Source organism: Pseudomonas sp. GW821-FHT01A09 (assembly GCF_058986725.1).
Genome location: NZ_JBYSWB010000028.1, coordinates 71,627 through 86,080 on the forward strand (window position 1 = coordinate 71,627; position 14,454 = coordinate 86,080).

Consider the following 14,454-nt stretch of genomic DNA (forward strand, 5'->3'; position numbering starts at 1 on the left):
ACGCCCCCCCGCCCCGACGCCCACCGCCGGCGAGGCCGTTTCAACCAATCGGTTGTCCGCCAGAGCCAAGCGCGCTTCCCCCGCGCGCCTTAAATTCTCCCTCGACAAGCGTTCCATCCAACGCGACTGATGAGGGCTCCACATGCCGACCCAAGCATTGCGGTATCGCTTCGATTCAGCGCTGTTACTGCGCCAGCGCGACCTGGCGCCAGAAGAGTACGCGGTCTATCTGATCGAGCTCGTGGCCTGCGCATACAACGCGCGCCGGCCCAGCTCGAGACGTAGCCAGCAACGCCAATCCTGATGCACCCCTCTGCCAAGAAAAAGAGACGTCTATCCGCCCTATTGGCCAACACAGCAGCACAGGAGTTCACATGGAATCCGCGATCGACAAGCATCTCAAATGCCCTCGGACGTTATCCAGTCGCGTACCTGACGATTACCAGCCGCCCTTCCCCATGTGGGTCGGACGCGCCGACGCCAGCCTGCAGCAGGTAGTGATGGGCTACCTGGGCGTGCAGTACCGCGGTGCAGAACAACGCGGCGCCGCCCTGCAAGCGATGCGCGACATCGTCGCCAGTTTCGCCCTCGCCGATGGCCCGCTCAGTCATGACCTCACGCAGCATACCGACAGCAGTGGCTACGACAATCTGATCGTGGTCGGCTACTGGAAAGACCCAGGCGCCCACTGTCGCTGGCTGCGCAGCGCCGAGGTCAGCGCCTGGTGGGACGCGGACGCGCGCTTGAGCGACGGCCTGGGTTATTTCCGCGAGATCGTCGCGCCCCGCGCCGAGCAGTTCGAGACGCTGTACGCCTTCAAGGACCAGTTGCCCGGCGTCGGTGCGTTGCTGGACAACATCAGCGGTGAAATCAAGGAGCACGGCTATTGGGGCTCGATGCGCGATCGCTTCCCTGCCTCGCAGACCGACTGGATGCAACCGAACGGCGAGCTGCAGGTAGTGGCAGGCGATCCGGACAAAGGCGGCCGCGTGGTGGTGCTGGGACACGACAACGTGGCGTTGATCCGCTCGGGTCAGGACTGGGTCGAGGCCGATGCCCAGGAGCGCGCGCTGTACCTCGACGAGATGCTGCCCAGCCTGCAGGACGGCATGGACTTCCTGCGTGATCACGGCAAGGACCTGGGCTGCTACAGCAACCGCTTCGTGCGCAATATCGACCTGGACGGCAACCTGCTCGACATCGCCTACAACATCGGCCATTGGCGCTCGGTGGAAAGACTCGAACGCTGGGCCGAATCGCATCCGACCCATCTGCGCATCTTCGTGACGTTTTTCCGTGTGGCCGCCGGCTTGAGCAAATTGCGGCTTTACCACGAAGTGTCGGTATCGGACGCCAGCAACCAGGTCTTCGAATACATCAATTGCCACCCGCAGACGGGCATGTTGCGCGACGCCAAACGCTGAGCCCTCTCCTACCTCTATCGACGACACCGTGCACGCCCACAACGGCGACGCGGATGGCACCTGCCAGGAAGTAAACCCATGAACAAGTTACGCCCGCTGCTGCTGACCACCCTGCTGCCCGCTATTCAGGCCCAGGCCGTGGAAGTGACCCCCGGCGACTACGAGCAATACCCGATCGGCGCCACCATCGGCGCGATCTACTACCAGCACGCCAGCACCGATGCGCTGTATTCCAGCGGCCATAAGGCCAGCGACAACTTCAACCTGACCTCGGATGTCAGCATCCTGCGTCTGCTGCACGTGGTCGCGTTGACCGACACCCTGACCATCGACCCACAATTCCTCCTGCCTTTCGGTCACATCAAGGGCAACGGCGATGCCTCCACACTGGGCAGCACCACCGGCACCGGCGACCTGATCCTGACGTTCCCGCTCAAGTGGCGCCTCAACGAGGCCCGGGACACCTTGAGCGTGGGTCCCTATGTCTATGTGCCCACCGGCAACTACGACAAGCACGACGCGCTCAATCTGGGTGAAAACCGCTGGAAGTTCGACCTGCAAGGCGCCTACGTCAAGCACTTCACCGAGAAGTGGGCAATGGACCTGGTGGCCGACACCATCTGGTACGGCGACAACAAGGATTACGGCGGTACTTCCGCGCGCCTGGAGCAGGACGTCTCCTACGCCGCGCAGATCATGGGCCGCTACATGCCGGACGCCACCACCACCTTCGGCCTGGGCCTGGGCCGTACCTGGGGCGGAGAAACCCAGGTAGCCGGCGTCAACCAGGACGATCGCCAGGGCACCACCAACGTGCGCCTGACCGCCACCAAGTTCGTCACCGCCAAGGATCAGCTGCAGATGCAACTGGGCCGCGACCTGTCGGTAGAGAACGGCGCGCGGGAAGACTTTCGCATGAACCTGCGCTACGCCCACATCTTCTGATCGGCCAGCGCCTGGCCAGCAGGTCAGGCGCGCCACCGTGTACCGATTTTCCGCACTCTCCATTCGAACAGGAACACCACCATGGCAATCGTGCGTCCCACCCCGGACCAACTGCTGGACATCGCCAAACGCCTGCACATGCAGCTCACTCCCGAGCAAGCCAACGACTACCTGACGCTGATGCAGGGCAGCTTCGACGCCTACGACCTGATTGACGCACTGCCGGACAACATTCCGCCAGTGCGCTACCCGCGCGCCGAAAACTGGCGCCCCACGGCCGAGCAGAACCCGCACAACGCCTGGTACTACCGGACCGAAATCAAGGGCGCCGCCGAGGGCAAGCTGGCAGGCCATACCGTCGCCCTGAAAGACAACGTGGCGCTGGCCGGCGTGCCGATGATGAACGGCGCCGCCTCGCTGGAGGGCTTCGTACCCAGTTTCGACGCCACCGTGGTGAGCCGCTTGCTCGATGCCGGCGCCACGGTGCTTGGCAAGGCCACCTGCGAGCACTTCTGCCTGTCCGGTGGCAGCCATACCTCGGACCCCGGCCCGGTGCACAATCCGCGCCGCCATGGCTACTCTGCCGGTGGCTCGTCGTCAGGCAGCGCGGCGCTGGTGGCCGCCGGGGAAGTGAGCATGGCCATCGCCTGCGATCAGGGCGGCTCGATCCGCATTCCCTCGGCGTTCTGCGGCACCTACGGCATGAAGCCGACCCACGGTCTGGTGCCCTACACCGGCATCATGCCGATCGAAGCGACGGTCGATCACGCCGGGCCGATTACCGCCAACGTGCGCGACAACGCGCTGATGCTCGAAGTGCTGGCCGGCCCCGATGGCCTCGATCCACGTCAGTACTACCCGCGCGTACAGGCCTACACCAAGACCCTGGAGCGTGGCGTCAAGGGCCTTCGCATCGGCATTCTCGCCGAAGGCTTCGCGTTGGCGAATCTCGACCCGCGCGTCGGCGATTGCGTGCGCGAAGCCATTGCCCAGTTCGAAGCGCTGGGCGCACAGGTGTCGCCAGTGTCGGTGCCCGAACATACGCTGGCGGGCGCCCTGTGGAACCCCATCGGCTGCGAGGGCCTGACCGTGCAAATGATGCACGGCAACGGCATGGGCTTTAACTGGAAGGGCCTCTACGACGTCGAGCTGCTGAACAAGCATGTCGCCTGGCGCGACAGCGCGGACGACCTTTCGGCCTCGCTGAAGATGTGCATGTTCGTCGGCCAGTACGGGCTGGAGCAGTACCACGGCCGCTTCTACGCCAAAGCGCAAAACCTCGCGCGCTTGGCCCGCGCCGGCTACGACCAGGCGCTGGAAGATTTCGATCTGCTGGTCATGCCCACTGTGCCGATCACCGCGCAGCGGTTGCCGGAGCCAGGCTGCTCGATCATCGAGTACGTGTCCCGGGCGCTGGAGATGATCGGCAACACCGCAGGCTTCGATGTCACCGGTCATCCGGCGATGTCGATTCCCTGCGGGCGGGTGGACGGGCTGCCGGTGGGCTTGATGCTGGTGGGTCGGCACTTCGACGAAAGCACCCTTTACCAGGCCGCGGCAGCCTTCGAGGCGTCCACGGACTGGCAAGCGCGCTGACGCCCAACCGGCCACGCCGCCGAGGCACATGGCGGCGTGGTCCCCATAGCTTGCAGGAGCCCTGAGATGAACCACAGCCACGATCATCACCACCACGAACACACCGAACCGCCCAGCGACATCGAACTGCGCGTCAAGGCGCTGGAGTCCATCCTCCAGGAAAAACAACTGATCGACCCCGCCGCGCTGGATGCCCTGGTGGACCTCTACGAACACAAGGTCGGCCCGCGCAATGGCGCGCAGGTGGTGGCCAAGGCCTGGTACGACCCGCACTACAGGCAACGGCTGCTGACAGACGCCACGGCCGCCATCGCCGAGCTGGGTTTCTCCGGCGTACAGGGCGAAGACATGCTGGTCGTGGAGAACACCCCGACCGTGCATAACGTGGTGGTCTGCACCCTGTGTTCCTGCTACCCCTGGCCGACCCTGGGCCTGCCGCCGATCTGGTACAAATCGGCGCCCTATCGTTCGCGCATCGTCATCGACCCGCGCAGCGTGCTGGCCGAGTTCGGCGTCACCCTGGCGCCGAGCAAGGAAGTCCGGGTCTGGGACAGCAATGCCGAGCTGCGCTACCTGGTACTGCCCGAGCGCCCTGCCGGCACCGACGGCTGGAGCGAGGCGCAGCTGATGAAGCTGGTCACCCGTGACGCCATGATCGGCACGGGACTGGCCCTGCCGGCCGCCGACCTTCGTTGAGGCCCTGGAGGATTCGCCATGAACTCGATACATGACCTGGGCGGCATGCACGGCCTCGGCCCGGTGCTGCAAGACCCAGATGAAGTGCTGTTCCGCCACGACTGGGAACGGCGGATTTTCGGGCTGTTTTTCGCCACCTTCGGCGGCGGCCATTTCAACATCGACGAATTCCGCCACGCCGTCGAACGCATGGACCCGGTGCACTACCTGACGTCCAGCTACTACGAGCACTGGGTACACGGGATCGAATCGCTGCTGATCGCCAAAGGCGTGGTCACCGAAGCCGAACTGGCCGCGCGCATGCACCATTTGCAAGGAGACGCCTGATGCCGGTACTGACTGAAGAGTTCGTTCCCATACTGGTCAAGACGGGGGCCTCGGCGCGAGTCGAGGTCGAGCGCATCGCTCGTTTCCGCGTCGGCGACTGGGTACGCGTAAAAAACATCAACCCCACCACTCACACGCGCATGCCCCGCTATGTGCGCGGCAAGCTGGGCCGCGTCCAGCTCGACCATGGCGTGTTTCTCACCCCGGATACCGTCGCCCACGGGCTGGGGGAGCATCCGCAGCATCTGTACAACATCAGCTTCAGTGCCACCGAGCTGTGGGGCGAGGCGGCACCTGCCCAGGACAGCCTGCGTATCGATCTGTGGGACGACTATCTGGAGATCGCCGAACATGAATGACATCGACAAGCTGACCGCCGCACGGGTCCCCGTGGACGAAGAAGGTCCGGTCTTCGATGCGCCCTGGCAAGCCAACGTCTTCGGCCTCACCGTGCACCTGTTCAAAAGCGGCGCCTTTGAATGGTCGCAGTGGGTCGAGGTCATGAGCGAAGAGATAAAGGCCGCACCGGCGCGCCTGGGTGAACGCGTCAACGATGCCTATTACCGGCAATGGGCGGCGGCGTTCGAAACCCTGATCGGGCAGCTCGGCATCGCCGACCCAGTGGCCATCTCACAACGCGCGGAGCAATGGCGCCAAGCCTATCTACACACCCCCCATGGCGCGGCGGTGGCGCTGAGCAACGCTGATTGCCCGCCCGGCCAGGTTCATTCACACCACCCTGGGCCGATCGCGGTCAGCCCGGCCATCCCCCACTCGAATTGCGCAGGAAGCTGACCATGTCCGACGTCATTACCGCACCCGCTACAACCCCTGCCCCTCTGCCCGTCAGCGCACTGCTGCCGTGGGCGGCACTGGCCTTTCTGCTGTTTGTCCTTGCGCTGTACTTCGTGGGCGCCGAGCAAGGCGCCGTGGCGCTGTTCAACGGCACCGACGTGCATGAGTTCACCCACGACGCCCGCCATCTGCTGGGCTTTCCCTGCCATTGAAGGAGGCATCATGATCGGATCATTGTTGATCAGAGGCATGCTCGTCGGCCTCTTGGCCGGCGTACTGGCTTATGGCTTCGCCCGGGTTGCCGGCGAGCCGGCGATCGAACGCGCCATCGCCTTCGAAGAGCAGCAAGACAGCGCCGCCCATGGCGTTGCAGCGACCTCGGCGCATCATCACCAACAAGCACCCGCCATCACTCGCGGCACCCAGGCCGGGATAGGCCTGCTCACCGGCTTGCTGGTATTCGGCGCAACCGCTGGCGGTTTGTATGCCATGGCTTTCGCCTTGCTGCACCGGCGCATCGGCCCTGCGTCGCCGCGTGGATTTGCCGGATGGCTGGCAGGTATGGCCTTCGTGGTACTGGTGCTGAGCCCCTGGCTCAAGTACCCGGCAAACCCGCCCGCCATCGGCGATCCGGCAACCATAAAGCTACGCACCGGGGTGTATTTCGCCATGCTGCTGATATCGGTACTGGCCTGCGCGCTGGCATTGCGCATGGGTCGACGGGCAGATCAGCGGTTGAGTGGCTGGCACGCACCATTGATCAGCGTTGGGGCCTATTGCGCCATCGTCGCCGCTGCGGCGGCACTGATGCCATCGATGCCCACTCGGATACCCGATGGTTTTCCAGTGGATGCACTCGGGCAGTTCCGCCTGGCGTCGCTAGGTGTTCATCTGCTGCTGTGGGCCACCATCGGCCTGGTGTTCGGGGAGTTGGCTGCGCGCAGGCCATTGTCTGCCTTGCCCCCTATGAAACCCGGCTACCCGGCCACCACTCCTTGAGCCACTCGAGTTCACACTCGACTGGAGGTAACCCATGTTTTTCTTCAACAGGCCGGTCGTGCGCCGGGTGCTCAAACAACTGGCCGATCGCCTCGAGGCACCCGACGCCCCAGGCGGACCAACGGCCACGGATGATCTGCTGCTGCAAAGAGTCGTGTCAGGCGTCGAGGGCCTGTTGTCGGAGCGCGATGATTTGCGCGAACGCCTGGCAGTCAGCGAACAGGCGCGCGCGCAGGCAATGAGCGAGCGTGAGCACGCTTGCTACGAACTGCACCAGCAGCAACAACGCTGGGATCGTTTCACTCAAAACGACAGGGAGACATTCTGGGAGCTGCAGATCGGTGCAACGGCGCCGGTTTGCGCGCAGAGCGAGATCTGGTGGTCGAATTCACTGGCCGGACGGTTGCTGCCAACGCGTCTGGGACGCCTGTTGGAGGCCATTCACCCCAGCGAGCGCGAGGCCTTCGAGACCGCGTTCGCCAGGCACATCAACGACCGAAATGCTCGCGGCGAGTTCAGCCATGAATACCGTATGGACGTTGGCCAGGGCGAGTATCGCTGGACCAGGATGAGCGGCCAGTGCTGGCGCGACGAGCGCGGGCACCCGCTGATAGTGGCCGGCACCTTGGCCGACATTCATCTGCATCGATTGCAGGAACAACAGCTCACGCTGGCCGCCACACGCTTCGAGATTTCCCGCGAAATGCTGCACGATGGGCTGTGGGACATCGAAGTCATCGCAGGTGATCCAGCCAACCCGAAAAACGCCATCTGGTGGTCTTCGCAAATGCGTCGCTTGCTGGGCCATAGCAGTCTTGAGGAGTTCCCCAACACGCTGGAGGCCTGGTCATCGCGCCTGCATCCCGAAGACAGCCAGAGCGCCATTGGTGCCTTTGTGGCCCATGTCAACGATCATACTGGCCAGACCCCGTTCGATGTCGTCTATCGCTTGCGCCATAAAAATGGGGAGTACCGATGGTTTCGTGGCCGCGGCCAGACCAAGCGTGCCGCTGATGGATCGCCGTTGCGCGTGGTCGGCGCCATCACCGATATCCATGCCAGCCATGAGGAACGTCAGCTGCGCGAGGCGCAGGCGCACCAGCACACCGCCATGCAGGAAAACCTCGCCCAATTGACGCAGATCGTCACTACCATCCAGGGCATCGCCAACCAGACCAACCTGCTGGCGCTCAACGCCGCCATCGAGGCGGCCCGCGCCGGTGAGGCTGGCCGCGGCTTTGCGGTCGTCGCCGATGAAGTCCGAAAACTGGCGACCCGCACCACCGAGGCCACTCAACAGGCCGCCAACATGATCGCGGGTTGAGCACCGGCGGTGCGCGGTCAGACGCCGCGCCCCGCCGACTCGCGCCACTCGCTGGGCGAGCAGCCATGGGCTTCGCGGAAGGCGCGGCCGAAGTGAGAGAGGTCATTGAAGCCCCAGGCGAAAGCGATTTCAGAAATCCGCCGTGCTGCCTGGCTCGGGCTCACCAGGTCCATGGCGCATCTATCCAGCCGTCGACGCAGCACGTAGCGCATCAGCGACAGGCCTTCGGCTTCGAACAGGCGGTTGACGTAGCGGCTGGACAGGCCCAGCGCGTTGGTCACCTGACCGGCACTGAGCGCGGGGTCGCGCAGGTGATCGTTGACGAACATCTTCACCCGCATCAGCGTCAGGGTCTTGCATCTGGAATGCTCGGGGTCCAGCGGGTGGAGATTGCCCATGGCCAAGGTGATGACATTGGTCGCGGCCTCCGACAGGCTGGCCATCTCCGCCGACGTGAACTGGCCGATCTGCCCGGCGATGCTTTGCAAAAACATGCGCATGACCCGCCCAGTCGGGGTATCGGTCGAGACCCGCGTGGCGATCCGGCGCTCCATGTGCATCACCCGTTGATCGAGGCTGGTGCGCGGCACGCTGACGATGATCTGCCGCCAGTCGTCGGTGAAGCTCAATTGATGCGGGCGCGTCGCATCGTACACGGCAAAATCGCCAGGGCCGATGATGGTGCGGTTACCGTCCTGTTCCAGTGACTCGGTGCCTTGCAGCATCAGCACCGCGAAGTACTTGTCTTCATCGCGGCTGCGCGGTTGCAGATGCCGACGGTTGACGGCCTGCGCCGCCGCGCTGACATCGCTGATGCGCAGCAGGTCGCACTTCTGCGATTTGACCTTGCCGAAAAAATCCGGTGTACCGACGGCGCCGATCTCGACATCGGCGAACAGGCGCAGGATCATTTCGCGCCAGAAATCGATACGATCCCCGGCGCCATGGTTGGGGGTGGCGACGTCGATACTTTCGCTGGCCCAGTTCACGCTCTGAAGTTGTGTGCCATCGTCCATTCTGGCGATACGCGACGCGCTTTGCCCCGGCGCGCCGTGCGGTGGAGTAACCATGTGCATCCCCCCATCAGGAAATGTCTTTTCAGGATGAACACCCGGCGTGCGGCTGCCGTACGCGCCACTGTCGTACTGCATGTCCCGCGCGCCACATCCAGGCAGGCCGATCACAAAAGACAACCGCCGTTGGCAACACCAACGATCACTGCCCCCGCTGGGGGCTCAGCACTCTGGTTTGGCGCTTTAGGGGTATATTTCTACCGCGAGTAGCGGTCCGGTTTCCACTGGCGCAGACCAAAGGCCCGTTTTGGCCATGTTTTGGTTCCCTGGTGGCAGGGTCATGGGATAGACAGGATCGAACTACGCCAGCGGATGCCGATCTTACGAGCGCCATCCGCCCCACCTCGAGGAGACACGCACATGCAATACGTCAAATTAGGCAGCACCGGGCTGGACATCTCCCGCCTGTGCCTGGGCTGCATGACCTTCGGCGAGCCCGACGCGGGCATGCACCCCTGGACGCTGGGCGAAGCCGCTAGCCGGCCGATCATCCAGCGCGCCGTGGAGCACGGGATCAATTTCTTCGATACCGCCAACAGCTATTCCGCCGGCACCTCGGAAGTGATCGTCGGCAAACTGCTCAAGGAATTCACCCGCCGCGACGAAACCGTGATCGCCACCAAGGTGTTCTACCCGGCCAACATGTGGGAAGGCTCGACCAGGCCGAACGAGCAAGGCCTGTCACGCAAGGCGATCATGGCCGCCATCGATGCCAGCCTGGGTCGCTTGGGCACCGACTACGTGGACCTCTATCAAATCCACCGCTGGGACTACAGCACGCCCATCGAAGAGACCATGGAAGCCCTGCACGACGTGGTCAAGGCTGGCAAGGCGCGGTATATCGGCGCGTCGTCCATGTACGCCTGGCAGTTCGCCAAGGCCCAGCAAGTGGCCGCCGCCAACGGCTGGAGCCGCTTCGTGTCGATGCAGAACTACCTCAACCTGCTCTACCGCGAAGAAGAACGGGAGATGATTCCGCTGTGCCGCGATCAAGGTGTGGGCCTCATGCCCTGGAGCCCGATGGCCCGCGGGCGCCTGACTCGGCCCCACGGTCAGCAGACCGAGCGCACCAAAACCGACATCTCGGGCCAGCGCTTCTATCAGGCCACCGAGGTCGAAGATGGCCGCGTGATCGATGTGGTCGAGCAGATCGCCGGCGAGCGCGGTGTGCCGATGGCCCAGGTGGCGCTGGCCTGGGTGCTGAACAAACAAGGCGTCAGTGCGCCGATTGTCGGCGCGTCGAAGGTGAGCCAGCTGGACGAGGCGATCACGGCGCTGGACCTGGTGTTGAGCGCTGAGGAAATTGCCCGGCTCGAAGAGCGTTACGTGCCCCATGTCGTGACCGGGTTTGCTTGAAGCCTGTCTTGTGCTGCGCACGCCTGCCCAGCCGCCTGCCCCTCGCGGGAAGCCTGCGGCTGGGTTTGAACGTCACAGCTTGAAGCTGCCCACCATCCCCTGCAAATGCACCCCCAAGCGTGCCAGTTCGACACTGGAGGCTGCGGTTTCCTCGCTGGCTGCCGAGGTCTGCTCGGAGATATCGCGCACGTTCAGTACGCTGCGATTGATCTCCTCGGCCACGGCTGCCTGCTGCTCGGCTGCAGCGGCAATTTGCTGGTTCATGGCTTCGATGGACGACACCGATCGGCTGATGTTCATCAGCGAAGAACCCGCTCGGCGCGTCAGTTCGACGCTGCTGTCCGTCAAGGTGCGGCTGTTTTCCAAGGTGCTGGAGACCTGCTGGGTGCCTTTTTGCAGACCATCGATCAAGCCTTCGATTTCTTCAGTGGACGCCTGAGTGCGCTGGGCCAGGCTGCGCACTTCATCGGCCACCACGGCAAAGCCGCGTCCCGCTTCACCGGCCCGCGCGGCTTCGATGGCGGCGTTGAGCGCCAGCAGATTGGTCTGCTGGGCGACCGCCTTGATCACATCGAGCACGGTGCCGATCTTGTCGCTTTCGCGCTTGAGGTCGGCCATCGCGGTGGTGGAGAGTCCTACTTCGGCGGCCAGGCGTTCGATCTGGGTCATGGCCTGGGCCACCACTTCATCACTGTCCCGGGCATCCTTGCTCGCGGTCACGGCCGCCTGGGAAGCCTGTTCGGCGTTGCGCGCGACCTCTTGCACGGTGGCCGCCATCTCGTTCATGGCCGTGGCCACCTGATCGGTCTCGGCCTTCTGGCTGTTGACGCCGGCACTGGTTTGCTCGGTCACCGCCGAGAGCTCTTCGGCCGCGCTGGCGATCTGCACCACGCCATCGCGTATGCCTCCGATCAGCCCACGCAGGTTCACCGTCATGCGCTGCATGCTGTTCTGCAGCTGCCCCAGTTCATCACCGCGCGTGACGATCAGGTCCTGACCCAGATCACCGTGGGCCACACGCTCGGCAGCCTCCAAGGTCACACGCAGAGGGACGACGATCAAACGAGTGATGAGCCAGGCGGACAGGATGCCCAATATCAGCGCCAAGGCAGAGGCGACCGCCAGCCACAGGTTGGCCTGGTCGACATCATGATCGCGTTTGGCGGTCTGACCTGCCGACAATGCCTTGCTGGCTTGCAGTAAAGCGCCGATGTCGACGTTCAACGCCTCCTGGGCCTGGCGCGACGCTTCTTCGTTCTGAGCCTGTACGGCCCGAGTGAAATCATTGAAATGTCCGCGGTACTGGTCCAACGCCTGCTCAGCCTGGTCGACCAGGTGCAGGCTTTCGGGGGTTTCCAATTGGCTACGGATACTGTCGATCTGGCGGTCCAGGCTGTCTGCGGCCTTGAGCACCGCTGCGGCGTGCTCGCTGTCCGCCTTCAACGTGTAGGACAGTCGCGCGATGCGCATGTCCCGGGCCTGCTCGTTGAGTTTGGTGATCTCGATCAGTTTGTCGCCACGTTCACTCAACGCGGCGAGGCCGCGCCAGCCGGTCAACGCGATCAGTACGGTCAGCGCCAGTACCACGGTGAAGCCCAGCGTCAGTTTTGCGCGAACGCTGATATTTTCAAGCCCCTTGATCATTGATCCCCACATCACGCTATCTCTGCTATTCAGTGCCATTGAGCGCGGCGGTCACGCAGCTGTCTGCGGCCCTTCATGCCAGGGTTTCAGTCGAACACCGGCATCGCGATATCAAAATGACAGCATCTGAAATGCGTGGTTCCTTTGGCGTCAATTTTTTGCAGATTTCCCGCCCAGGCGCCGAAGGGGCATTTTTTTCGTCTGTCGTCGGCGATGATCAAGCCGTGGGGCTGCCCGGCGAAATCGTTTGCGTTGTCGGAAAAACTCAGTGGTTGGCATGACGGCATTTCGTCAAAGCAGTGAGTCTTTTTCAGGGGCCCCTACGCTGTTGTTCTGCTATGTTACGGATGACTTTGTTCGCCTGGGAAGGAGTTGACACCGGCGTTATTCCGTGTTGAGTCATAATTTCATGATGTTCCACATAGATATCCCGATATGCCGACGATTGGAAAACAAGTACATCTCCATGGCTACCGTCGACCATAAGGTAGTGTTTACCTGGACGTTGATACTTAAAGTTTTCTACGTAAACCTTGACAACAGCGGCGATACCCTCAGGGTTTCTGGGGTCATATAAATGATCGGTAGCATAGATTCGAGCTTCTTCGATATTTTGAGCGACATAGAAGCCTCCTCCATGTTTTAAATTTTTAAATCCACTGCTCTTTCCCTCATACATTTTCTGAGGTCCATTGGCGACAAGGTTATCCGCGTCTATACGCGTCGTGCCATGAAAACCCATCGCCTGTACTCTATGTGGAGGCGCTTTGCGCGTTGGTGTGTCCATCAAGCCTATCCGTCGCAGAAACCTTTTCAGGGGTTTCCATGTGTGCCCGGAAGGGTCCTTCCTGTTCAGCGGGTCGCCCCCACAATAGGCGTAGCAATTAATGCCTCCGCGGCCGAACGGACTTAGGCTATCTGGGCGATTGAAGCGCATCAGTGCTGGATTGAACTGACGATATCCCTGACCTAGAAAATAATGTCCGGTCATCGATTCGATCCGTTCGCCGTTAAAACCCAGCAGACTCAGTGCACCGCGCTTTGCTGAATGCTGACCGAACGGGCTGTAGCTCTGCCGCCCTGTGCGTCCACCGCTAAGGCAATGTGTCACCGAGGTTTGCTGGTCAGTGGCCAACAACCTGACTGCCTCGCTGAAAGTTAGCTCGACAGTGAAAGATGTTTTATCAGGTTCGCTCATTTGCCCATTTCCAGGAAAGGGTACTTGATGCATCAGTGTCCGCCCGCCTAGCGGATCCGCATAGCTATCAGAACTGTCAGGTTTCAGGTGCTTCAGCGTCCAGAACAGGACGGGTGTTTGAGCAGTCGACGATGAGGGTATGGCTCAGGCGAAGGTTTCTCAGAGCAACCTCATTAGCGATCTTGTGACCGCTTCGTCCCCAGTTTCCGCAGTTCGCAGACGTCTTCAGGGACTTTGACCACGGGATCCGGCCTACACCCTGATGCACTGGGATGGTTACAAAGTCGGCTTCTGAACGCTTGTGATCGAACAGCGAGAGGGTTAACCTCTCGGCCGTCGCTGCACATCAGCGATCCGGGCTTGGCGGCCTGGACTCACAGCGCAAAAGCGCCGAACCCGTAATGCAGGCGTTTTTTTTCGCCTGCATTATGGTGCTATGGCGAATTGCGCAGGGACCTCTGCGGAGGTGCCGGGTCTGTGGGCCGGTCCGCCAACCTTGCGTAGTTCGCCACCCAATTTTGCTTGGCGGCAGAAGGTGGCGATCCCTATACCCACAGGAAGCTTACCGATGACTCAAGCAGATCTTCACACCGCTGGCACCACCCCCTGCGGACGCTCCCTTGGCGGCCACAAGCTGTTCACGGTCAACCCGAACATTCCCGCGATCGACGCCCTGGAACATGCCTCCATCCTGCAAGACTGCGCCAACAAGCTGATGACCGAAGCCGCGTTTGGTGACCCGACTGGCCATGCCGCTCTGTCTGCGGTCTATCTGAACGAGATGGCCAAGGCGCTGATGGATGACGTCACCCTGGCGATGAGTGCAACGGCTTAGGCAGGCCACGACGGGTTCGGAGGATGTTTCTTGCGGATGGACAGGGTCAGCAGTGTTTGGCGTTTGGACTGTTGCAAGAGCTTCGCTGGTGGGTCTTGGATCGGGGGGTTCTGCTTTCGAGCCGGCCTTGGGGTCGCCGCCCCCCCATTGGCCCCTCGCTGGGGCGAGGGGTTCCCGCGTTCCGGCACGCTTGCGCGGGGCACGCCCCGATGGGCCTTCCATGGCCCAGCGGGGCTTGGCCG

Annotated in this window: 14 protein-coding genes and 4 pseudogenes; 14 read left to right on the forward strand and 4 right to left on the reverse strand. The window is 62.6% G+C overall.

Going from position 1 to position 14,454, the window contains the following annotated elements; all coding sequences use genetic code 11:
* Nucleotides 1-374: 374 nt before the first annotated feature.
* From oxdA to AC3WJP_RS24255, 11 genes and pseudogenes are all read left to right on the forward strand, one after another.
* On the forward strand, nucleotides 375-1,424 hold the full coding sequence (gene oxdA, locus AC3WJP_RS24205) for an aliphatic aldoxime dehydratase (protein WP_493723061.1): 1,050 nt from the start codon (nucleotides 375-377) through the stop codon (nucleotides 1,422-1,424).
* A gap of 78 nt (nucleotides 1,425-1,502) precedes the next feature.
* Complete coding sequence (locus AC3WJP_RS24210; RefSeq protein WP_493723062.1) at nucleotides 1,503-2,369, forward strand: transporter; 867 nt, start codon at nucleotides 1,503-1,505, stop codon at nucleotides 2,367-2,369.
* A gap of 81 nt (nucleotides 2,370-2,450) precedes the next feature.
* On the forward strand, nucleotides 2,451-3,965 hold the full coding sequence (locus tag AC3WJP_RS24215; RefSeq protein WP_493723063.1) for an amidase: 1,515 nt from the start codon (nucleotides 2,451-2,453) through the stop codon (nucleotides 3,963-3,965).
* Nucleotides 3,966-4,031: 66 nt separating this feature from the next.
* Complete coding sequence (gene nthA / locus AC3WJP_RS24220) at nucleotides 4,032-4,661, forward strand: nitrile hydratase subunit alpha (RefSeq protein ID WP_493723064.1); 630 nt, start codon at nucleotides 4,032-4,034, stop codon at nucleotides 4,659-4,661.
* Between the two features lie 18 nt (nucleotides 4,662-4,679).
* Complete coding sequence (locus AC3WJP_RS24225) at nucleotides 4,680-4,988, forward strand: hypothetical protein (protein WP_493723065.1); 309 nt, start codon at nucleotides 4,680-4,682, stop codon at nucleotides 4,986-4,988.
* Entirely contained in the window at nucleotides 4,988-5,347 is a 360-nt protein-coding gene (locus tag AC3WJP_RS24230; RefSeq protein ID WP_493723066.1) for an SH3-like domain-containing protein, read from the forward strand. Before AC3WJP_RS24225 ends, AC3WJP_RS24230 begins: the two co-directional genes overlap by 1 nt.
* Entirely contained in the window at nucleotides 5,340-5,783 is a 444-nt protein-coding gene (locus AC3WJP_RS24235) for a nitrile hydratase accessory protein (RefSeq protein WP_493723067.1), read from the forward strand. Before AC3WJP_RS24230 ends, AC3WJP_RS24235 begins: the two co-directional genes overlap by 8 nt.
* 2 nt (nucleotides 5,784-5,785) lie before the next feature.
* The gene (locus tag AC3WJP_RS24240) at nucleotides 5,786-5,995 is read left to right on the forward strand and encodes a CbtB domain-containing protein (RefSeq protein ID WP_493723068.1); all 210 of its coding nucleotides are present in this window, start codon (nucleotides 5,786-5,788) and stop codon (nucleotides 5,993-5,995) included.
* A gap of 10 nt (nucleotides 5,996-6,005) precedes the next feature.
* Nucleotides 6,006-6,782 carry a CbtA family protein gene (locus tag AC3WJP_RS24245; RefSeq protein WP_493723069.1) on the forward strand — a complete coding sequence of 259 codons (777 nt, stop codon included), beginning with the start codon at nucleotides 6,006-6,008 and terminating at the stop codon, nucleotides 6,780-6,782.
* A 238-nt stretch (nucleotides 6,783-7,020) separates the two neighbouring features.
* Nucleotides 7,021-7,812, forward strand: a pseudogene (locus AC3WJP_RS24250) (PAS domain-containing protein); the annotation flags it as partial.
* 30 nt (nucleotides 7,813-7,842) lie between these two features.
* A pseudogene (locus tag AC3WJP_RS24255) lies at nucleotides 7,843-8,097 on the forward strand (methyl-accepting chemotaxis protein); the annotation flags it as partial.
* A gap of 26 nt (nucleotides 8,098-8,123) precedes the next feature.
* Here AC3WJP_RS24255 and feaR read toward each other — a convergent pair.
* Nucleotides 8,124-9,176 (reverse strand): transcriptional regulator FeaR, encoded by a 1,053-nt coding sequence (feaR, locus tag AC3WJP_RS24260; RefSeq protein WP_493723070.1) that lies wholly within the window; start codon nucleotides 9,174-9,176, stop codon nucleotides 8,124-8,126.
* A gap of 363 nt (nucleotides 9,177-9,539) precedes the next feature.
* Here feaR and AC3WJP_RS24265 point away from each other — a divergent pair, with 363 nt between their 5' ends.
* On the forward strand, nucleotides 9,540-10,535 hold the full coding sequence (locus tag AC3WJP_RS24265) for an aldo/keto reductase (RefSeq protein ID WP_493723071.1): 996 nt from the start codon (nucleotides 9,540-9,542) through the stop codon (nucleotides 10,533-10,535).
* A 72-nt stretch (nucleotides 10,536-10,607) separates the two neighbouring features.
* On the opposite strand, the pseudogene AC3WJP_RS24270 reads toward AC3WJP_RS24265, so the two are convergent.
* A pseudogene (locus AC3WJP_RS24270) lies at nucleotides 10,608-11,726 on the reverse strand (methyl-accepting chemotaxis protein); the annotation flags it as partial.
* A pseudogene (locus tag AC3WJP_RS24275) lies at nucleotides 11,724-12,218 on the reverse strand (methyl-accepting chemotaxis protein); the annotation flags it as partial. The pseudogenes AC3WJP_RS24270 and AC3WJP_RS24275, both read right to left, overlap by 3 nt.
* A 77-nt stretch (nucleotides 12,219-12,295) precedes the next feature.
* Here AC3WJP_RS24275 and AC3WJP_RS24280 point away from each other — a divergent pair.
* Nucleotides 12,296-12,460 carry a hypothetical protein gene (locus tag AC3WJP_RS24280; RefSeq protein ID WP_493723072.1) on the forward strand — a complete coding sequence of 55 codons (165 nt, stop codon included), beginning with the start codon at nucleotides 12,296-12,298 and terminating at the stop codon, nucleotides 12,458-12,460.
* Nucleotides 12,461-12,489: 29 nt separating this feature from the next.
* Here the strand turns inward: AC3WJP_RS24280 and AC3WJP_RS24285 are convergent, their stop codons facing one another.
* On the reverse strand, nucleotides 12,490-13,377 hold the full coding sequence (locus tag AC3WJP_RS24285; protein WP_493723073.1) for an RHS repeat-associated core domain-containing protein: 888 nt from the start codon (nucleotides 13,375-13,377) through the stop codon (nucleotides 12,490-12,492).
* A 568-nt stretch (nucleotides 13,378-13,945) separates the two neighbouring features.
* Here AC3WJP_RS24285 and AC3WJP_RS24290 point away from each other — a divergent pair.
* Nucleotides 13,946-14,212, forward strand: coding sequence for a DUF3077 domain-containing protein (locus tag AC3WJP_RS24290; RefSeq protein WP_493723074.1), 267 nt, complete (start codon nucleotides 13,946-13,948; stop codon nucleotides 14,210-14,212).
* The last annotated feature ends 242 nt before the right edge of the window (nucleotides 14,213-14,454 follow it).